This window comes from Methylomarinovum caldicuralii, assembly GCF_033126985.1.
GTDB lineage: Bacteria > Pseudomonadota > Gammaproteobacteria > Methylococcales > Methylothermaceae > Methylohalobius > Methylohalobius caldicuralii.
Genome location: NZ_AP024714.1, coordinates 2,434,173 through 2,452,193, shown reverse-complemented (window position 1 = coordinate 2,452,193; position 18,021 = coordinate 2,434,173). Strand labels below are relative to the sequence as shown.

The 18,021-nt window shown below is 65.2% G+C and carries 17 protein-coding genes; 9 read left to right on the top strand and 8 right to left on the bottom strand.

What is annotated here, in order from left to right; translation table 11 throughout:
- Positions 1–888: a carbohydrate kinase family protein gene (locus MCIT9_RS12405; protein ID WP_317705188.1), complete on the top strand. Its 888-nt coding sequence runs from the start codon at positions 1–3 to the stop codon at positions 886–888.
- On the opposite strand, the gene MCIT9_RS12400 is transcribed toward MCIT9_RS12405, so the two are convergent.
- On the bottom strand, positions 880–3,066 hold the full coding sequence (locus tag MCIT9_RS12400; protein ID WP_317705187.1) for a primosomal protein N': 2,187 nt from the start codon (positions 3,064–3,066) through the stop codon (positions 880–882). The two genes, MCIT9_RS12405 and MCIT9_RS12400, sit on opposite strands and share 9 nt — an antisense overlap.
- Before the next feature lie 341 nt (positions 3,067–3,407).
- On the opposite strand from MCIT9_RS12400, the gene MCIT9_RS12395 reads away from it, so the two are divergent.
- Positions 3,408–4,001, top strand: coding sequence for an HNH endonuclease (locus MCIT9_RS12395; RefSeq protein ID WP_317705186.1), 594 nt, complete (start codon positions 3,408–3,410; stop codon positions 3,999–4,001).
- Here MCIT9_RS12395 and MCIT9_RS12390 read toward each other — a convergent pair.
- From MCIT9_RS12390 to MCIT9_RS12375, 4 genes are read right to left on the bottom strand one after another with little or no spacing between them, the layout of a single operon-like run.
- The gene (locus tag MCIT9_RS12390) at positions 3,989–4,468 is read right to left on the bottom strand and encodes a disulfide bond formation protein B (RefSeq protein WP_317705185.1); all 480 of its coding nucleotides are present in this window, start codon (positions 4,466–4,468) and stop codon (positions 3,989–3,991) included. The genes MCIT9_RS12395 and MCIT9_RS12390 overlap by 13 nt on opposite strands.
- Before the next feature lie 12 nt (positions 4,469–4,480).
- Complete coding sequence (hemJ, locus tag MCIT9_RS12385; protein ID WP_317705184.1) at positions 4,481–4,903, bottom strand: protoporphyrinogen oxidase HemJ; 423 nt, start codon at positions 4,901–4,903, stop codon at positions 4,481–4,483.
- Between the two features lie 9 nt (positions 4,904–4,912).
- Positions 4,913–5,410, bottom strand: coding sequence for a TlpA family protein disulfide reductase (locus MCIT9_RS12380; RefSeq protein ID WP_317705183.1), 498 nt, complete (start codon positions 5,408–5,410; stop codon positions 4,913–4,915).
- The gene (locus tag MCIT9_RS12375) at positions 5,382–6,677 is read right to left on the bottom strand and encodes a chloride channel protein (protein ID WP_317705182.1); all 1,296 of its coding nucleotides are present in this window, start codon (positions 6,675–6,677) and stop codon (positions 5,382–5,384) included. Before MCIT9_RS12375 ends, MCIT9_RS12380 begins: the two co-directional genes overlap by 29 nt.
- Before the next feature lie 113 nt (positions 6,678–6,790).
- On the opposite strand from MCIT9_RS12375, the gene MCIT9_RS12370 reads away from it, so the two are divergent.
- The 5 genes from MCIT9_RS12370 to erpA all read left to right on the top strand — a co-directional run bounded on the left by MCIT9_RS12370 (position 6,791) and on the right by erpA (position 11,706).
- On the top strand, positions 6,791–7,378 hold the full coding sequence (locus MCIT9_RS12370; RefSeq protein ID WP_317705181.1) for an IS607 family transposase: 588 nt from the start codon (positions 6,791–6,793) through the stop codon (positions 7,376–7,378).
- Between the two features lie 46 nt (positions 7,379–7,424).
- Positions 7,425–8,834: an RNA-guided endonuclease TnpB family protein gene (locus tag MCIT9_RS12365; protein WP_317705180.1), complete on the top strand. Its 1,410-nt coding sequence runs from the start codon at positions 7,425–7,427 to the stop codon at positions 8,832–8,834.
- Between the two features lie 164 nt (positions 8,835–8,998).
- Positions 8,999–10,120: an ISAs1 family transposase gene (locus MCIT9_RS12360; RefSeq protein ID WP_317705179.1), complete on the top strand. Its 1,122-nt coding sequence runs from the start codon at positions 8,999–9,001 to the stop codon at positions 10,118–10,120.
- Between the two features lie 97 nt (positions 10,121–10,217).
- A complete protein-coding gene (gene argC, locus MCIT9_RS12355) occupies positions 10,218–11,246 on the top strand; it encodes an N-acetyl-gamma-glutamyl-phosphate reductase (RefSeq protein WP_317705178.1) in 1,029 nt (342 codons plus the stop codon).
- A gap of 118 nt (positions 11,247–11,364) precedes the next feature.
- A complete protein-coding gene (erpA, locus tag MCIT9_RS12350; RefSeq protein WP_317705177.1) occupies positions 11,365–11,706 on the top strand; it encodes an iron-sulfur cluster insertion protein ErpA in 342 nt (113 codons plus the stop codon).
- Here erpA and MCIT9_RS12345 read toward each other — a convergent pair.
- Both MCIT9_RS12345 and MCIT9_RS12340 read right to left on the bottom strand, forming a co-directional pair.
- Entirely contained in the window at positions 11,703–12,812 is a 1,110-nt protein-coding gene (locus MCIT9_RS12345) for an anhydro-N-acetylmuramic acid kinase (RefSeq protein ID WP_317705176.1), read from the bottom strand. The two genes, erpA and MCIT9_RS12345, sit on opposite strands and share 4 nt — an antisense overlap.
- Positions 12,809–14,158: a peptidoglycan DD-metalloendopeptidase family protein gene (locus MCIT9_RS12340; RefSeq protein ID WP_317705175.1), complete on the bottom strand. Its 1,350-nt coding sequence runs from the start codon at positions 14,156–14,158 to the stop codon at positions 12,809–12,811. Before MCIT9_RS12340 ends, MCIT9_RS12345 begins: the two co-directional genes overlap by 4 nt.
- 84 nt (positions 14,159–14,242) lie before the next feature.
- Here MCIT9_RS12340 and tyrS point away from each other — a divergent pair, with 84 nt between their 5' ends.
- Positions 14,243–15,445, top strand: a complete 1,203-nt coding sequence (gene tyrS / locus MCIT9_RS12335; RefSeq protein WP_317705174.1) for a tyrosine--tRNA ligase — start codon at positions 14,243–14,245, stop codon at positions 15,443–15,445.
- Positions 15,442–17,148 carry a phosphohexomutase domain-containing protein gene (locus tag MCIT9_RS12330; protein ID WP_317705173.1) on the top strand — a complete coding sequence of 569 codons (1,707 nt, stop codon included), beginning with the start codon at positions 15,442–15,444 and terminating at the stop codon, positions 17,146–17,148. Before tyrS ends, MCIT9_RS12330 begins: the two co-directional genes overlap by 4 nt.
- On the opposite strand, the gene MCIT9_RS12325 is transcribed toward MCIT9_RS12330, so the two are convergent.
- On the bottom strand, positions 17,145–18,008 hold the full coding sequence (locus MCIT9_RS12325) for a hypothetical protein (protein ID WP_317705172.1): 864 nt from the start codon (positions 18,006–18,008) through the stop codon (positions 17,145–17,147). The two genes, MCIT9_RS12330 and MCIT9_RS12325, sit on opposite strands and share 4 nt — an antisense overlap.
- Positions 18,009–18,021 lie beyond the last annotated feature (13 nt).

Sequence of the window (18,021 nt, the reverse complement as noted above, 5' to 3'; positions counted from 1 at the left end):
ATGGACGTGCTCTGCATCGGTCACGCTTCTTACGACCTGGTGTTCTCGGTGCCCCATCATCCGGACGAGGACGAGAAATGCGTCGCCACCGATTTCGTCGGTTGCGGCGGGGGGCCTGCGGCCAACGCCGCGGTGACCGTTGCCCGTCTGGGGCGGCGGGGGGCGTTCGCCGGCTATCTCGGCCGCGATCTTTATGGCCAGGCCCATTGGCAGGAGCTTCAAGGCGACGGGGTCGCCACCGACTGGATCGTGCGCGGGGATTCCCCCACGCCGCTGTCTGCGGTGCTGGTCAAGCCGGACGGCAGGCGGTCCCTGGTCAGCTACCGCGGCGATACCCGCCCCTTGCCCCCCAAGGCACTGGACCTGTCCCGGACCGCACCGGCCTGCGTGCTCTACGACGGTCACGAGCCGGAGCTGTCGATTCACTGGCATCCCCGTTTCAGGCAGCAGGGGATCGCCACGGTGCTCGATGCCGGCTCCCTGCACCGCGGCACCGAGGCGTTGATGTTCGCCGTCGACTACCTGCTCGCCTCCCGCAAGTTCGCGGCCCAGTGGCTGGGACGGGACGACCCGGAAGCGGCGCTTTCGGCCCTGGCGCAACAGTCGCCTGCGGTGGTCATCACCCTGGGGGAAGAAGGGGTGATCTGGCAGCGGGGCAGCCGGCGCGGCCGGCTGCCGGCCTTTCCGATCCGGGCGGTGGACACCACCGGCGCCGGCGACACCTTCCACGGCGCTTTTTGCGTCGCCGTGGTGGAGGGGCGGGACTGGGAGACGGCGCTGCGTTTCGCCAGCGCTGCCGCCGCCCTGTGCTGCACCCAGATGGGCGCCAGGCCGGGGATCCCCCGCCGCGGGGCCGTGGAGGCGCTGCTGGCCGGCGGCTCAGTATAGGTCCAGCGGATCCACTTCCAAATGCCAGCGCAGCCGGCGTTGCTGCGGCCATTGCCGCAGTCGCGGCAGCAGCGCATCAAGGAGCCGGTGCAGCGCCCCCCGGCTGCGGCTTTGCAACAACAGCTGGGCGCGATGCTGTCCGGCCCGCCGGGCCATGGGGGCCGGGACCGGCCCCAGCGCCAACACCTCCTCCGGGCCCGTTTCCGCCAGCCGGGCGGCTTCCTCCAGAAACTGCAACGGCAACGCCGGCTGGCGCGCCTCGGCCCGCAACAGCGCCTGGTAGCTGAACGGCGGCAGCCCGGCCTGGTGGCGTTCCTCCAGGGCTTCGGCGGCGAAGGCGGGATAGCCCCCCTGCAACAGCGTTTCCAGCAGCGGGTGCTGGGGGTGGCGGGTCTGGATCAGCACCTCCCCGGCCTTGTCGGCGCGCCCGGCCCGGCCGGCGACCTGGACGATCAGCTGCGCCAGGCGTTCGGGGGCGCGGAAGTCGGTGCTGTAGAGCCCGGCGTCGGCGTCGAGGATCACCGCCAGGGTGACGTTGGGGAAGTGGTGGCCCTTGGCCAGCATCTGGGTGCCGAGCAGGATGTCGATCTCGCCGCGCCGGACTTGCCGCAGCAGGGTTTCCAGGCTGCCCTTGCGGCGGGCGGCGTCGCGGTCGATGCGGGCGATGCGGGCCTTTGGAAATCGTTGTTCCAGTTCCTCCTCCAACCTTTCGGTACCGTGCCCCAGCGGGCGCAGGTCGGCGGTGCCGCAGGCCGGGCAGGCGTCGGGCGGCGGTTTTTCGTGGCCGCAGTGATGACAGCGCAGGCGCCGGTCGTGGCGGTGCAGGACCAGGCGGGCGTCACAGCGGGGGCATTCGGCGATCCAGCCGCAGGCATGACAGGTCAGGATCGGGGCGTAGCCGCGGCGGTTGAGGAAGATCAGTACCTGCTCTCCCCGCGCCAGCACCTTCTCGATCTGCCGGCAGGCGTCCGGCGCCAGCCCCGCTTGCAGACGGCGGTTGCGGATGTCGAGCAACCGGAGGTTGGGCGGGGTGGCCTGTCCCGCCCGTTGCGGCAGCGTCAGGTGGCGGTAGCGTCCCTGCCCGGCGTTGTACACCGATTCCAGCGCAGGCGTCGCCGAGCCGAGGACGATGGGAATCCCCGTCTGGCGGGCGCGCACCACGGCCACGTCGCGGGCGGAGAAGCGGAAGCCGTCCTGCTGCTTGAAGGAAGGATCGTGTTCTTCGTCGATCACGATCAGACCCGGCCGCGCCATGGGGACGAATACCGCCGAGCGGGTGCCGAGCAGCAGCGGCACCTCCCCCGACTGCAGGCCGAGCCAGGCGTCGAGGCGTTCGCCGGCGCTGAGGCCGGAGTGGTACAGCGCCACCGGGCATCCCAGGCGGGCCTGGAAGCGGGCCTGCAGCTGGGGCGTGAGGGCGATCTCCGGCAGCAGCACCAGCGCCTGGCGCTTCCGGGCCAGCACCGCCTCGATGGCCTGCAGATAGACCTCGGTCTTGCCGCTGCCGGTCACCCCTTCCAGCAGAAAGGCGGTAAAGCCTTCCAGCGCGGCGGTGATGGCGCCGATCGCCGCGCGCTGGGCGGGATTGGCTTCGAAATCCGGAGGGCAGGCGGTTTCCTGCGGCGGTGGGGCGGTGGTGAATTCCACCCACCCCCGGGCGGCGAGGGCTTTGGCCACCGGCCGCCAAGGCCAGTCGATGGTCTGGAGCCGGGCCGCTGTCATCACTCCGTCATGTTGCCGCAATAGATTCAACAGGGCCTGTTGGCGGGGGGCCTTGGCCCCGGGCTCGGCTTCCCGGCCGGCGGCGGTCAGGCGCAGCCATTGCGGGCAGCGGCGCCGGGCCGGACGTCCCTGGCGTAGCGCTACGGGCAGGGCGGCGGCGATGACTTCGCCGATGGGATGGTGATAGTAGCGTGCCGCCCACTGCAACAGCCGCAGATCCGCCTCCCGCAGCAGGGGCTGGGCGTCGAGGATTTCCAGGGCGGGCTTAAGGCGCTCGCCTTGGACTTGGCTGTGCGCTGCCAGGCCCAGCAGGACGCCGACGCGGGTGCCGCGTCCGAACGGCACCCGCAGGCGGACGCCCGGACGCAGCTGTGCCGGCGGGACGCCGGGAGGCGGCCGGTAGTCGAACGCTCCGGGCAGGGGGGCGGGAACGGCGACCTTGAGAATGGGGGGCATGCGGGCTTCCAAAGCGTTGCGGATGTGAAGTATTATCGATCCCAGGAGACAGTCTTTATCTGGACAGGAAACAATCCGCGCCCGGATTTTTATTCACAGAAACTGTGGATAAGTTTGTGGAAAAGGTGCTGAAAGCGGGCCGTAAAGTGCATGGATTCTGGCCTGTCTTCAAATTGTAAAAAAACTGGTCAGTGAAGCGATTCCTGTTTTATATCAATCCGTTATGCGATTTCGACGGATGAGGAGAGATGGGCTTGACCGCTCGGTTTCCAAACGAAGGCGCAATGTGCATAAATCTTGACATGACGTGAATTTTTTCAATCAGCCGGGGTGGAGGCCACATGAACGCGTTGTCCTTGCAGGTGCTCAGAACCGATGCGGCAGGCATGCCGCTGGAATGGATCGATTATCAGGCGGCGGTCAAGCTGTATTACCTCGGCCAGGTGGCCTACACCTGCGGGACGCCATTGTACCGGGTCCGCGGCGGGGTGTGCGCCCGCACCGGGCGGCGCAGCGTCATCGAGGTGCATTCCATCATCGCCACCTACGGTCACAGTGGTCAGACCCTGGGACCGGACTATATCCCGCCGCTCAACAATCGCACCCTGTTCCGGCGCGACAACCACCTGTGCCTGTACTGCGGCCAGCGCTTCCTGCACCGGGATCTGTCGCGCGACCATGTGACACCCCTGAGCCAGGGCGGTCAGGATACCTGGACCAACGTGGTGACCGCCTGCAAGCGATGCAACAACCACAAGGCGGGGCGGACCCCGGAACAGGCCGGCATGGAGCTGCTGGCGATCCCTTTCGTGCCGACCCATGCCGAGTACATTTATCTTCAGGGACGGCGGATCCTCAGCGACCAGATGGAATTCCTACGCGCCCATTTCCCGCGTAAGAGTCCGCTGCACGCCCGCCTGCGTCAGCACGCCTGACGCCGCCATCCCAGCCACAACGCCCAGCCGGCCAGCCCCAGGAAGGCCAGCAGGGTCCAGGCGGGAATGCTCAGCCCCAGGAAGGTCCACAGCACCTCGCTGCATTCGCCGGTTCCGCTCAGCAGCAGGCGCAGGGTTTCGGTCAGGGGAAAATGCTTGAACACATAACCCAGGCCGGGGCCGCAGGCCGGCACTTCGTCTTCCGGCAGATTCTGCAGCCAGACGTGACGGGCCGAGATCGCCGCACCCCCCAAGGCCAGCACCCCGGCCAGGGTGCCGTAAAGCCGGGGCGCCCGGTTGTGCAGCGCAGCGACGAGAAAGACCAGTCCCACCAACAGCACCATGACCCGCTGGCTGATGCACAGCGGGCACGGCTGCAGTCCCTCGACGAACTGAAACCAGGCCGCCACCGCCAGCAGGGCGGCGCAAAACAAAAAACCCAGCAGCGCGCCTAGTCTGAATGTCATAAGCAGATTCCCTCAGAACGGTTTGACCGTCGCCAGAATGACGATGGCGAACAGAAACAGCACCGGTACTTCGTTGATCCAGCGATAGAACACGTGGCTGTGGCGGTTGCGGTCGTGTTTGAAGTCCAGCAGCCACTTGCCGCAGGCTAGGTGGTAGGCTACCAGCCCCACTAGCAGCGCCAGCTTGGCATGGAGCCAGCCCTGCCGGCCGTAGAGGGCCCAGGCATAGTCGGCCAGCATCCAGATGCCGAACACGAAGGTCAGGATCATGCCCGGCGTCATGATGCCGAAGTAGAGCTTGCGCTCCATGATCTTGAAGCGCTCGCGGCCGATTTCGTCCTCGGCCATGGCGTGGTACACGAACAGGCGCGGCAGATAGAACAGGCCGGCGAACCAGGTGACCATGAAAATGATGTGAAAGGCTTTAAGCCACATGCGCAGTCCTCACGATGGGAGACGGGTTTCGATCAGGCGGGCCAACTCGGCCTCGTCCACGTAGCTGGTGTGGCGCCAGACGGTCCTGCCGCGGGGGTCGATGAGTATCCAGCTGGGCGTGAAACGGACGCCGAAAGCGTCCGCGGCGGCCCCGGCAGGATCGAGGGCGACGGTGTAGGGCAGGGGATAGTCGTGGGCGAAACGCACCACCCGGTCGGGGCGGTCGTAGGGCATTGCCACCCCCACGATCTTAAGCCCCCGGGCGCCGAAGCGCCGGTGCAGGCGGACGAGCACAGGAATTTCCCGGAGGCAGGCCGGACAGGTGGTGGCCCAGAAGTTCATCAGCATCAGGCCCTGCCGGGGCGGGATGGGGACCGGGCGGCCGGAAAGGTCGATCAGCTCCAGATGGGGCGGTTGCGCCAGCCGCCAGCCGAGCCAGGCGAGCAGGAGCGCCAGACCCAGCAGGATGCCCAGTCCTTTAAGCCTGCTGCGGAAGGTTGCGGACATAGTTCTCGGTCAGGATTTCATATAAGGAGCGGGGGTTGAGCAGGCGCGCGGTGCCGGTGGCGACGAAGGAGGTGGCCATCAGCGGCAGCAGCAGTTCATGGGTGTCGGTTATCTCCATCACCAGCACGAAGGCGGTCATCGGGTTCTGCAGCATACCGGAAAAATAGGCGCACATGCTCAGCAGCACCATCGTCTGCAGCGGCGCCAGCGGCAGCCAGTGGTGCAGATCGGCCCCGAGCCCGGCGCCCACCGACAAGGAGGGGACGAACAGCCCGGCGGGCACGCCGCTCAGGGCGGTGATCAGGGTCGCGAGCGCCTTTTCCAGAGGAAACCACAGGGATGCGGCCTGGCTGGCGTTGACGATTTGCTTCAGCATCGGATAGCCGGTTCCCAGGGTCCGGCCTCCGCTCAGCGTCGCCAGAGCCGCCAGCAGCAGGCCGAACAGGACGATCAGCGCCCAGCGGGTGCGCCGGCCCGCCCGGGACAGGCGTTGTCCAAGCCGCACCAGGAGGAAGGCGAAGAGGCCTCCGGCCAGCCCGCCGGCGATCCCGCAGTAGCCGATGCTGAGCCAGGCGCGCCCCTGGGGCTGCGTCACCTCGGCGGCTTCGAGAAAAATGTAGTGATTCAGGATCACGTAGGCAGTCATGCCGGCGAAGATGATGGCGGTCAGCACCAGGCTGCTGATCTTTTCCTCCATCTCCCGCCCCAGTTCCTCGATGGCGAAGATGATGCCCGCCAGCGGGGCGCTGAACAGGGCGGCGAAACCGGCGGCGCTGCCGGCCAGGATGAAACCCCGCTCCAGGTAATGGAGCGGGAAGCGGGCCGCCCTGCCCAGGGTGGTTATGATCGAGGCGCCGATCTGGATCGCCGGCCCCCCCAGCCCCGCGGACGCTCCCGTCAGCAGCCCCAGATTGGTGAGCGCCACCTTGCCGACGGCGATGGGAAAGGATACGAAGCGTTGGCGCAGCGTCAGGTCCCGGTGTATCGCCAGCGCCGCCTTGACCTGGGGAACCCCGCTGCGTTCGGCCCCCGGGAACCAGCGTTCGGTCAGCCACACGGTCAGCACCAGCCCCAGGGGGCTGATGAGCCAGATGCCCGCCGGCGTCCGGTCGAAAAATGCGCGCAGATGGACCACCGCCTGCTCGCTCAGCAGCGTCAGGGCGCTGATGAACAGCCCCACCAGAATGGCGCCGCTCCAGAACACCAGCCGCTGTTTCCAGCCGGCGGCGGTGAGCAGGGAGGCGGTGGCGTCGGTCTCGGCGTCCATCGGTGCGTGAAAAGCTTGCGGAGCTTCGAGCGTTGTTAACGACTCCATCTTATCATAGAAAATAATAGATAATTATTGTTGTGCACTCTATTCGACTCGGATAGGATGTCCGCATGGAGATTATCAAACTGAGCGAATACGCCAAGCGTCATGGGGTGACCTATCGCACGGCCTGGGAATGGTTTCGGCGAGGGAAGATTCCTGGGGCGTTCAAGGATGAGCACAATCGGGTATTGGTGCAGATCGAGCGTGAAAGCCCTTATGATTCCCACAAGGCGGCCATCTATGCCCGAGTTTCGTCCAGTGAGAATCGCAATGACCTGGAATCCCAGGCGGAGCGGCTGAAGCAATACGCCATCGCCAAAGGGTATCAGGTGGTGGAAGTGGTCAAGGAAGTGGGCAGCGGCGTGAACGACAATCGGAGGAAATTACTGGGTCTGCTTCAGCGGGAGAGTTGGGGCATCTTGATCGTCGAGCATAAGGACCGGTTGACGCGCTTTGGTTTCAATTATTTGGAGGTGCTACTGGATGCCCAGGGAAGACGGATCGAGGTGGTCAATCTGGCCGAAGAGGAAACGTCCGACTTGATGCAGGATCTGATCGCCATTATCTCTTCGTTCAGCGCCCGCATATATGGCATTCGCCGTAGCAAGCGCAAGACGGAAAAGATCATCGAGGTGCTGCAGGCCGATGCCGATTAGAGCGTACCGGTTGGAACCGGCCATGAACGTGGCCAAGACGGCCTAGGTGGAAGCGGTCGTTGCCGCTTACCGCCAAACGGCCAGAGCGATTCTGAGACGGAAATGGCGTCTTTTGCTGGAAACTGGCCGCCTCGACAAAAACGCCCAGGTTAAGCCGATTGTCTCGCCCCTGTCGGAGCGCTACAAGCAGACGGTGCAATACCAAATGGTTGCCCTGCTCAAAGGCTGGTTGGGCAACCGCCAGAACGATTTTATCAACTTGGTGCGCGGCGCCGACCTGGATGCGGCCACCCGGATGCAACTGTGTTACATCAACAAATATCAAAAATGGTTCTGCCGGGAGGTTCGGATGCAGGGCAAGCCGCTCCCCGCTGAGGTGCTGAAGCTGGCCCGCCAGATCATCAAGCGCACCTTCCGCCGCCACCGCCTGCCCGATGTCCGGCATATCCAGCTGCATCTGGATCAGAAGGTTGCAAAGGTGTTGCCCAAAGCGCCGGACAAGGCAAGCTACTTCGATTACTGGATCAAACTGGCCACCTTGGACAAGGGCAAACCGATCTTCATCCCCCTCAAGTCGAATCCTTACTTCGATGCGGTCGAAGGCCCCCTGAAGCAATTCTGTCAAATCCATCTCAAGGACGGCGGTATCCAGGTTTATCTGCTCAAGGATGTCCCGGTGCGGGACTATCATCCCAAGGTGGAACAAATCGCCCTGGATGTTGGATTGAACTGTCTGTTCGCCACTGACCGCGGGGATCTGCTAGGGCGCAACTTTCTGGACCGCTTGATCGGCTACGATAAGGTTCTGACCGAACTGGCCCGCAACCGCCAACGCCAGGGGCTGCGGCTGCGGGATTCCAAGCGCTACGTGCGCCTGACCGAGAAGCTCAGGCAATGGCTCAAAAATGAAGTCAATCGATTGCTCAATCATGTGGTCGCGCAATACCGGCCCAGGCAGATCGTCCTGGAACGGCTGGACTTTCGCAGCCCAAAACTCTCCCGACGCATGAACCGGCTGGTATCGCGCTTCGGCAAGCGCTATATCCGGGAGAAACCCCAATCCCTGGAGGCGCTCTATGGCATCGAGACGGTCTGGGTCAATCCTGCCTACACCTCCCGGACTTGTTCGGCTTGCGGCTACGTCGATCCAAGGAACCGGAAAAGTCAGGCGGCATTGACCTGCGCATTTTGCGGCAGGAAGCAACATGCGGATGTCAATGCCGCCCGCAACATTCGGCAAAGAAGTTCTTGGCCGAATGGCGGCATCTACCTGAGCCAAAAGACCCTCCTCAAGGCGTTGCTGGCGCAATTTCTTGAGCGATGGGGGGAGCGGCGCCGTTCTGACCGATCAGAATCGTCCCCACGCTGCCGTAGTCCAGCTGCAAAGCGCCGCGATTGCCTTAACGCCAATCCCTACTTTTGTAGGGTGGGACTGGACCCAACCGCATTGGCGTGAGGTAAAACCAAATCCTAAGAAAACCTCTTCTATGGTTTTCTATCAGGGCAATCGCATGAATATACCCCACGAAGATGATGGTTTAAGATTCGATGACTTGCAGCAGATTACTTGCAGATTAGAGACTTCTTCTCTGAGGAGCATGCTTTTTGTGGGAGGCACAGATGTTGGAAAAGCCCCTGGCGCTGAGCGAGGTGTTCGTATCGATTCCGGACCCGCGACAATCATCGAAGGTGACCTACGATCTGGTGGAAGTGCTGGTGGTTGTGGTGTGTGCGGTGATCTGCGGTGCCGATACGTTGGTGGAGATTGAACTTTGGGGCAAAGAGAAGCTGGATTGGCTGCGTCGATATGTGCCTTTGCCGCATGGGATTCCGTCCCATGACACCCTGGGGCGGATTTTGGCGATGATCGATCCGGAAGCGTTCGGATCGGCCTTCCAGCGCTGGGCGGTGAGCGTGGTTCCGGCATTGGAAGGTCAGGTGATCGCCATCGACGGCAAGACCAGTCGGCGTAGCCGGTCCAAGGGGCAGGATCCCCTGCATCTGGTCAGTGCCTTTGCGGCTCAGTACCGGTTGGTGGTCGGTCAAGAGGCGGTGGCCGACAAATCCAACGAGAAGACGGCCATTCCCGCCCTGCTGGAAACCCTGGCCTTGAAAGGATGCGTGGTGACCCTCGATGCCATGGGGACCGATCCCAAGATTGCCAAGGCCATCCGTGACCGGGGGGCCGACTATGTACTGGCGGTCAAGGACAACCAGAAAGGTCTGGCCGAATCGATCCGGGATTTCTTCCAGGCCTTCCAGGACGCGCCGGACAAAACCCCGCATCAGCAATGCGAGACGGTCGACAAGGTGCATGGTCGCCTGGAAGTGCGCCGCTGCTATGTGTTCGACCAGCTCGACAGCCTGGACCGGCCCCAGCGCTGGCCGGATCTGGCCTGCTTTGCCGTGGTCGAGTCCGAACGCACCGTCGCCGGCAAAACCACCCGGGAACGGCGTTTCTACATCAGCAGCCTGCCTGCCGATGCCGAACGGCTGGCCTCGGCGGTGCGCCAGCATTGGGCGGTGGAGAACCCGCTTCACTGGTGTATGGATGTCGTATTCAACGATGATCAGATGCGCCTTCGAACCCGACATGCGGCTCATAACCTGGCGCTGCTCAAACAGATGGTGCTCAATCTCTTTCGCCTCGACTCCACCAAACGCCGCGGGGGCATCAAGGCAAGACGGCTCCTGGCCGCCTCCAGTGACCACTATCGGGCTCAGTTGCTTGGATGGACGTAGCGTTCATGCGATTGCCCTGGGTTTTCTATGGGTTTGAAGGCTATAACAAATGCGCACTGCTATAATGCTCTGCCCTTTCCGATCCGGAGGTAGAGGCATGATCAAAGTGGCAGTGGTCGGCGGCACCGGTTACACCGGTGTCGAGCTGATGCGGATTCTGGCGCGCCATCCCCAGGCGGAGCTGGCGCTGGTGACCTCCCGCGGGGATGCGGGAAGGAGGGTGGCCGAGGTCTATCCCAACCTGCGCGGGGTGGTGGATTTGACCTTCCAGCCGCCGGAACCGCAGCTTCTGGACCAGGCCGACGTGATTTTCTTCGCCACTCCCAACGGTACCGCCATGCAGTACGCCCCGGCATTGCTGGAGCGGGGCCGGGTGGTGATCGATCTGGCGGCCGACTTCCGCCTCAAGGACCCCCAGGTTTGGGAGCAGTGGTACGGTCAGCCCCACGCCTGCCCCGAACTGCTGGCGTCCGCGGTGTACGGCCTGCCGGAGGTCAACCGGGAGAAGATCAAAAAGGCCCGCCTGATCGCCTGCCCCGGCTGCTATCCCACCGCGGTGCAGCTGGGTTTTCTGCCGCTGCTGCATCAGCACGTGATCGAACGGACAGGGTTGGTCGCCGACTGCAAGTCCGGAGTTTCCGGCGCCGGCCGTCAGGCCCAGGTGGCCACCCTGATGGCGGAAACCGGGGAAGGCTTCAAGGCGTATGCCGTGCCGGGTCACCGCCATCTGCCGGAAATCCGCCAGGGCTTGCAGGCCCTGACCGGCAAGCCGGTTGAGCTGACCTTCGTTCCCCACCTGACGCCGATGATCCGCGGCATCCACGCCACCCTCTACGCCCGCCTGCGCGAGGAGGCCGATCTCCAGGCCCTCTACGAGCGCCACTATGCCCGCGAGCCGTTCGTGGAAGTGCTGCCCGCAGGCAGCCATCCCGACACCGTCGACGTACGCGGTGCCAACCGTTGCCAGATCGCCGTCCACCGCCCCGGAAACGGCGACGTGGTGGTGGTGCTGGCGGTGATCGACAACTTGGTCAAGGGTGCGGCGGGCCAGGCGGTGCAGAACATGAACCTGGTGTTCGGCCTGCCGGAAACGGCAGGTCTGGAGCTGGCGGGGCTGTATCCTTAGCGGTTCCCGGCCTCCGGAAGATGAAAAAATGGACCGGTGCCAGGGATCTTTGGGCACTATTGTTGACTAAAATGGTCGGGTAAAAGGATAATCATCCGCAGTCACAGCGAGGGAAACCATGTCCAGCAGCGAAGCACCGATCGTGTTTACCGACAGCGCCGCCGCCAAGGTGGCGGAACTTCTGGCCGAGGAGGAAAACCCGGATCTGAAGCTTAGGGTTTACATCACCGGTGGCGGCTGTTCCGGGTTCCAGTATGGTTTCACCTTCGACGCCGATCAGGCCGAGGACGACACCGTGATCGAAAAGAACGGCGTCCGGGTGCTGATCGATTCCATGAGCATCCAGTATCTCAAGGGCGCTGAGATCGACTACAAGGACGATCTCTCCGGTGCCCGCTTCGTCATCCGCAATCCCAACGCCAGGACCACCTGCGGCTGCGGCTCGTCGTTCTCGGTCTAGACCGGATAGACCGCCCCCAGAATCACTTCCTCGCAGGCGCCGGTCACCGCCGGCAGGTTGCCCGGTTTCCCCGCCAGGGTCCGCCAGGCCAGCCAGGCGAAGGCCAGCGCCTCCACCTGGTCCGGGTCGATGCCGCAGGCGGCGGTGGTGGTGACCGGGCAGGGGCTGTGGCGGGCCAGGGCCGCCATCAGGACGGGGTTGTGCACCCCGCCGCCGCACACCAGCAGTTGCGATGCGCCCGGCAGGGTCCGGCGCAGGGCGGCGGTGGCGCTGACGGCGGTCAGATCGATCAGGGTGGCCTGGACGTCCTCGGGAGGCAGATCAGGACAGTGGCGCAGATGCCCCGCCAGCCAGTCCAGGGAGAAACGTTCCGGGCCGGTGCTTTTCGGCGGCCGGCGCTGGAAATAGGGGTCGGCCAGCAGGCGCCGCAACAGGGCCGGGTTGCAGCTTCCCTGCGCCGCCCAGCGGCCGGCCTCGTCCCAGTGGCCCTGGGGGTGATGGCGGCGGAACCAGGCATCCAGAAGGGTGTTGCCGGGCCCGGTGTCGAAGCCGGTGACCGGCCGTCCGTCTCCGGGCAGCAGGGTGAGATTGGCGATGCCCCCCAGATTGAGGACCGCGCGGTCCTCGCCCGAATGTGAGAATACGGCGCGATGGAACGCCGGCACCAGCGGGGCGCCCTGGCCGCCGACGGCGATGTCGCGGCGGCGGAAGTCGGCCACGGTGGTCATGCCGGTGAGTGCGGCGATGCGGTTGGGGTCGCCGATCTGCAACGTGTAGGGGTGGCGGGCGTCGGGGCCGTGGTGCAGGGTCTGGCCGTGGCTGCCGATGGCGCGGATCCGGCCGGGAGGGACGTTGGCCTCGCGCAGCAGGGACAGCGCCGCCCGGGCGAAGGTTTCCCCCAGCCAGGCATCGAGTTCCCCCAGCAGGGGGAGGGGGATGGCATCACCGAAGCAATGGCGCTGCAGCGTGGCGCGCAGTTCCGCCTCGAAGGGATGATAATTCCAGGCGAGGGTGCGGATGTCGCGGTCGCCGCGGATCTCGGCCAGCACCGCGTCGACGCCGTCGAGGCTGGTGCCGGCCATCAGCCCGATGTAGCGGTCGCTCACCGTTTGGTTTCGGTCCGGGCCAGGGATCCGGGGGTCGGTTTTTCCAGTTCCGCCAGCAGGGGGGCGGCCTGCTGCGCGAAAGCCGTCCGCAGGCCGGCGGGCAGCGGCTGGCTGTCGGGCAGGGGGACGGTCAGGGGGTCACGGTGGACGCCGTTGATGCGGAATTCGTAGTGCAGGTGCGGTCCGGTGGCCAGCCCCGACTTGCCGATGTAACCGATGACGTCCCCCTGGCGGACCCGGCTGCCCTGCTTGAACTTGCCGAAGCGGTGCAGGTGGGCGTAAAGGGTGGTGTAACCGCGGCCGTGGTCGAGAATGACGACCCGCCCGTAACCGCCCTTCCAGCCGCGGAAGATGATCCTGCCGTCACCGGTGGCGTGCACCGGGGTGCCGATGGGAGCGGCGTAGTCCACCCCCTTGTGGGCGCGGATGCGGTGCAGCACCGGATGGCGGCGATGGAGGTTGAAGCGGGAACTGATGCGGGCCGACTTGACGGGGGTGCGCAGAAACGCCTTGCGCAGGGACCGGCCTTCCGGGGTGTAGTAATCGACGTGGCCGTCGGGGTGGACGAAGCGGATGGCGCGGTGGACCTTGCCCTGGTTGACGAACTCGGCGGCGATGATGGGGCCGTCGCCGATGACCTCCCCGTCCAGGCGGAGTTTCTCGTAGAGGACCTGGAAGCGGTCGCCCGGGCGGATGCTGCGGGCGAAATCGATGTCCCAGCCGAAGATCTCGGTCAGCGCCATGATGAGCTTGTCGCTCAGACCGGCCTGGTGACCTGCTTCGTACAGGGTCGAGTCGATGGCGCCGCGGGCGTGGCGCAGCTCCCTTAAGGGGTGTTCGAGGATTTTTTCTATGGCGAAGCCGGTCGCCGTCGGCGTGGCCTCCAGCCGCTCCATGCGGCTGCGTTCATAGACCAGCTTTTCCAGCGTGCCGTCGGGCTTCACCAGGAATTTCAGGGCCCGCCCCGGATAGAGCTGGGTCAGGGTGTCGGCCAGGGGATCGTCAGCGCTGAGCAGCCGCTGGAGGTAGCGCGCGTCGATGCCATAGCGGGCGAAGATGGCCGCCAGGGTGTCGCCCCGGACGATGCGGTGCTCCACCCAGCTCCCGCGCGGTTCCTCCGGGACGGGAGCGACCGGGACGGCCGCCAGGGTATCCTCCTGGAGGATGCCGGATTCCACCCGACTCTGGTGCGGTGCTTCGGCGGCCGCTGCCTGGCTGTCTTCCCCGGTGTCGGTAACCGTCGGTAGCCGCAGAGACTGCACCTCCCAGAAGTCCAGGCCGGCGGCGGCGATCATGAAGGCGCCGAGCATGGCGAGCAGATATCTAGGCTTGAGAACTGTAACCATCGACCTTCTGGCAGTACGACACAAGCGGCCTAGTCTATATAATGTCGGGCAGGCTTGCCAATTCTGAACATTCAAGGAGAATCCATGACGGACGTGGAACAGGCGCTGGCGCTGATCAAGCGTGGAACCGAGGAAATCCTGCCGCAGCAGGAGCTGGTCGAGCGGCTTCGCAGCGGCCGGCGGCTCAGGGTCAAGGCCGGTTTCGACCCCACCGCCCCGGACCTGCACCTGGGCCATACGGTGCTGCTCAACAAGCTCAAGCAGTTCCAGGATCTGGGCCACGAAACCATCTTCCTCATCGGCGACTTCACCGCCATGATCGGCGATCCCACCGGCAAGATCCAGACCCGCCCACCCCTGACCCGCGACGAGGTGATCGAGAACGCCCGCACCTACGAGGAACAGATCTTCAAGATCCTCGACCCGGAAAAGACCCTGGTGATGTTCAACTCCAGCTGGATGAACGCCATGAGCGCCGCCGACCTGATCCAGCTGGCGGGCAAATACACCGTGGCGCGGATGCTCGAGCGCGACGATTTCAGCAAGCGCTACCAAAGCGGTCAGGCCATCGCCATCCACGAATTCCTCTACCCCCTGATCCAGGGCTACGACTCGGTCGCCCTCAGGGCCGACGTGGAGCTGGGCGGCACCGACCAGAAGTTCAACCTGCTGGTGGGCCGCCACCTGCAGGAGAGCTATGGCCAGAAGCCCCAGGTGGTCATCACCCTGCCGCTGCTGGAAGGGCTCGACGGGGTGCAGAAGATGTCCAAGTCCCTGGGTAACTACATCGGCATCACCGAACCTCCGGAAGAACAGTTCGGCAAGCTGATGTCGATTTCCGACGAACTGATGTGGCGCTACTTCGAGCTCCTCAGCTTTCGCCCCATGGCGGAGATCGAGGACTGGAAGCGGGCCTGCGCCGAGGGGGCCAACCCCCGCGATTTCAAGGTCAGGCTGGCGCTGGAGATCGTCGCCCGCTTCCACGGCGAGGAAGCCGCACGCAAGGCGCTGGAACAGTTCGAGGCCCGCTTCAGGCGCGGCGCGCTGCCGGAGGATCTGGAAACCGTGATCGTGACGGCCCCGGAACCGGAAGGCATCGGCATCGCCCACCTGCTGCGGGAGGTCGGACTGGTGAAAAGCACCTCCGAGGCGCTGCGGATGATCCGGCAGGGGGCGGTCAGGATCGACGGTGAGCGGGTGGAAGATCCCAAAAAGGTGATTCCGCCGGGCCAGATCCATATCTTTCAGGTGGGTAAACGGCGTTTTGCCAAAGTGGAGGTCCGATGAGCCAGAAACCGACATTACGGGACATTCTCGATCACGAGCCCAAGCAGCTGCGTTTCGGCACCAGCGGGGTGCGCGGCAAGGTGGAGGAACTGACCGACGTGGAGGTCTATTGCCTCACCCGCGGCACCCTGGACTATTTCCAGACCCGCGGCAGGCTGGTCTGCCCCGGTCACGAAGGCGAGGTGGCGATCCCCCTGGCCGGGGACCTGCGCCCCTCCACCGAGCGGATCCTGCAGGCGGTGGCCAAGGGCATCGCCGACGCCGGTCTGGCGCTGGACCATTGCGGCCGCATCCCCACCCCTGCCCTGACCTATTACGCCCTGCAGCGCCGCGAGGCCAGCTTCGTGGTCACCGGCAGCCACATCCCCGCCGACCGCAACGGCATCAAGCCCAACCGCTGTGACGGCGAGGTGCTCAAAAGCGACGAACCGGGCATCGTCGAGGCGGTACAGCGCTGCCGGGAACAGGAATACGGCCGCCCCGCCGCCGAATCCCCCTTCGGTCCCGACGGCATGCTCAAACCCGAGGCACGCCCGCAGCTGCCGCCGGTCGATGCGGAGGCCGCCGAGGTTTACCGGCGGCGCTACCGCGAGGTCTTCGCGCCTGAGGCCCTTTCCGGTTGGCGGGTGCTGTTCTTCGAGTACAGCGCTGTGGGCCGCGAGCTGATCCCCCGGATCCTGCGGGATGCCGGCGCCGAAGTCATCGGCGCCGGGCGCAGCGACCGCTTCGTCCCCCTCGACACCGAGGCCATCTCCAACACCCACCTGCAGATGCTCGGTGACCTGGCCAGACAGCAGGACCGTCACATCGACGTGATCCTCTCTACCGACGGCGACAGCGACCGGCCTCTGGTGGTGGCGGTGGACGGGGACGAACTCCATTTCATCCCCGGCGACCTGCTGGGCGCCATCGTCGCCGAGTTCCTCGAGGCCGACGCGGTGTCGGTGCCCATCAGCGCCAACCCGGTGCTGGAGGAATGGCTCGGGGCTCACGGCATCCGCGTGCGCCGCACCCGGATCGGCTCTCCCTACGTGATCGAAGCCATGCAGGAACTGCTGGCCGACGGCCACCGGCGGGTCATGGCCTGGGAAGCCAACGGCGGTTTCCTGTTGGGGTGCGACATCGAATTCGGAGGCGGCGTGCTCAAGGCCCTGCCGACCCGGGATGCGACCCTGCCGCTGCTGTGCGTGCTGGCCGCCGCCAAACGGCGCGAAGGGGGGTTGCTGGGTCTGCTGGAAGCCTTTCCCCCGTGCTACGGCAAGTCGGATCTGATCGACGATTTCCCCCAGGCCGAAAGCCGGCGCATCGTCGAATACTTCACCCCGGAGGATGCGCGGATCAAGGAGCTGCGTTTCGAGGAGGACGGCATCGCGCTGTTCGATGCCGAGGGCAACCGCATCGGCTTCTGGCCCGAAGGCAGCCCCGAGGCCCAGACCTGGGAGGCGAAGAAACGGCTGCTGGAAAGTGTGTTCCGCCCTGAAGACGGCTTTGCGCCGGTGGTGAAGCTCAACGTCCTCGACGGGGTGCGCTGCTATTTCGCCAACGGCGAGATCGCCCACGTGCGTCCCTCCGGCAACGCCCCGCAGCTGCGCATCTACGCCTTTGCCGACCTGCGCGACCGGGCGCGGGAAATCGCCGCCTTGGCGGTGGCCGAGCCGGACGGACTGCTGCGGCGGCTGGCGCGCCGGGTGGCGGCCGCCTAGCGGCTCCGGACCCGGGTCAGGCGCAGGCGGGCCTGGGGCAGGGCTTCCACATAACCGTGGATCTGCAGTGGCAGGTGGGTGGCCGGATCGCGCAGCACCTCGATGACGCCTTCCATCCCCAGGAATTCGAAGGCTTCGGGGTTGTGCTCCGGTTCCAGAGGGGTCGGCAGGATGCGCCAGCGTTCGGCTTCGATCCTTCCCTGGACGCGCTCGCCGTCGCGCTGGAAGTCCGCCGCGAAGCTTTGCACCCCCTCCTGCCGCAGGTGGACCTCATAGACGCTGTGTTTGTTGAACAGGCACAGCGGTGTGTCGGGTGCCTGCTTCCGGCTCAGGTGGATCAACAGCGCGTAAGGATCGCTGACCGTGCCGCAGCGCCGGGCGACCTTGGGGGAGTAGGGGTAAAACTGTTCGCTTGTGAGCGGCCATTGGGACGGCGGGTCGTCTTTCCCGTCCCGGGGCTGATAGCGCAGGCGGTAGACGCCGTGTTCGGCGTAGCGGTAGATTTTCAGGTTGCGCGAGCGGCCGGATTTCAGGCGGTTGCGTTGCAGGGCGCGCCAGTCCGGTTGCAGCCACAGGTCCCCCAGCCAGGTTTTGGTGCTCAAAAACCATTGCAGCCGGGTGGCGACCTTGAGATGGAGCAGCCGGGGCGTCTTCGGCGCCAGCGCCCGCGGGCGTTCGACCAGGGGGGCGGCGCTGGCGTCGATGTCCTCGAGCTCCGCGGTGACCGTGAACGCTGGCGGCAGTTCGAACGTCAGACTGCGCCACGTCGGCCTGGCCGGGTTTTCGGCTGCCGGGACGACGGCCGGGAACCACAGCAGCGCTACGGGCAGCAGCAGGAATGACACGACTGTCGCTTTCATGCAAATGATTGTC

Excerpts from the sequence above, each read along its gene's own strand:
- MCIT9_RS12405 (WP_317705188.1), top strand. The coding sequence starts at position 1 with ATGGACGTGCTCTGCATCGGTCACGCTTCTTACGACCTGGTGTTCTCG.
- tyrS (WP_317705174.1), top strand. The coding sequence starts at position 14,243 with ATGACGGACGTGGAACAGGCGCTGGCGCTGATCAAGCGTGGAACCGAG.
- MCIT9_RS12390 (WP_317705185.1), bottom strand. The coding sequence starts at position 4,468 with ATGACATTCAGACTAGGCGCGCTGCTGGGTTTTTTGTTTTGCGCCGCC.
- erpA (WP_317705177.1), top strand. The coding sequence starts at position 11,365 with ATGTCCAGCAGCGAAGCACCGATCGTGTTTACCGACAGCGCCGCCGCC.
- MCIT9_RS12400 (WP_317705187.1), bottom strand. The coding sequence starts at position 3,066 with ATGCCCCCCATTCTCAAGGTCGCCGTTCCCGCCCCCCTGCCCGGAGCG.
- MCIT9_RS12340 (WP_317705175.1), bottom strand. The coding sequence starts at position 14,158 with ATGGTTACAGTTCTCAAGCCTAGATATCTGCTCGCCATGCTCGGCGCC.
- MCIT9_RS12370 (WP_317705181.1), top strand. The coding sequence starts at position 6,791 with ATGGAGATTATCAAACTGAGCGAATACGCCAAGCGTCATGGGGTGACC.
- MCIT9_RS12380 (WP_317705183.1), bottom strand. The coding sequence starts at position 5,410 with ATGTCCGCAACCTTCCGCAGCAGGCTTAAAGGACTGGGCATCCTGCTG.
- MCIT9_RS12325 (WP_317705172.1), bottom strand. The coding sequence starts at position 18,008 with ATGAAAGCGACAGTCGTGTCATTCCTGCTGCTGCCCGTAGCGCTGCTG.
- MCIT9_RS12330 (WP_317705173.1), top strand. The coding sequence starts at position 15,442 with ATGAGCCAGAAACCGACATTACGGGACATTCTCGATCACGAGCCCAAG.
- MCIT9_RS12375 (WP_317705182.1), bottom strand. The coding sequence starts at position 6,677 with ATGGACGCCGAGACCGACGCCACCGCCTCCCTGCTCACCGCCGCCGGC.
- MCIT9_RS12395 (WP_317705186.1), top strand. The coding sequence starts at position 3,408 with ATGAACGCGTTGTCCTTGCAGGTGCTCAGAACCGATGCGGCAGGCATG.
- MCIT9_RS12360 (WP_317705179.1), top strand. The coding sequence starts at position 8,999 with ATGTTGGAAAAGCCCCTGGCGCTGAGCGAGGTGTTCGTATCGATTCCG.
- hemJ (WP_317705184.1), bottom strand. The coding sequence starts at position 4,903 with ATGTGGCTTAAAGCCTTTCACATCATTTTCATGGTCACCTGGTTCGCC.
- argC (WP_317705178.1), top strand. The coding sequence starts at position 10,218 with ATGATCAAAGTGGCAGTGGTCGGCGGCACCGGTTACACCGGTGTCGAG.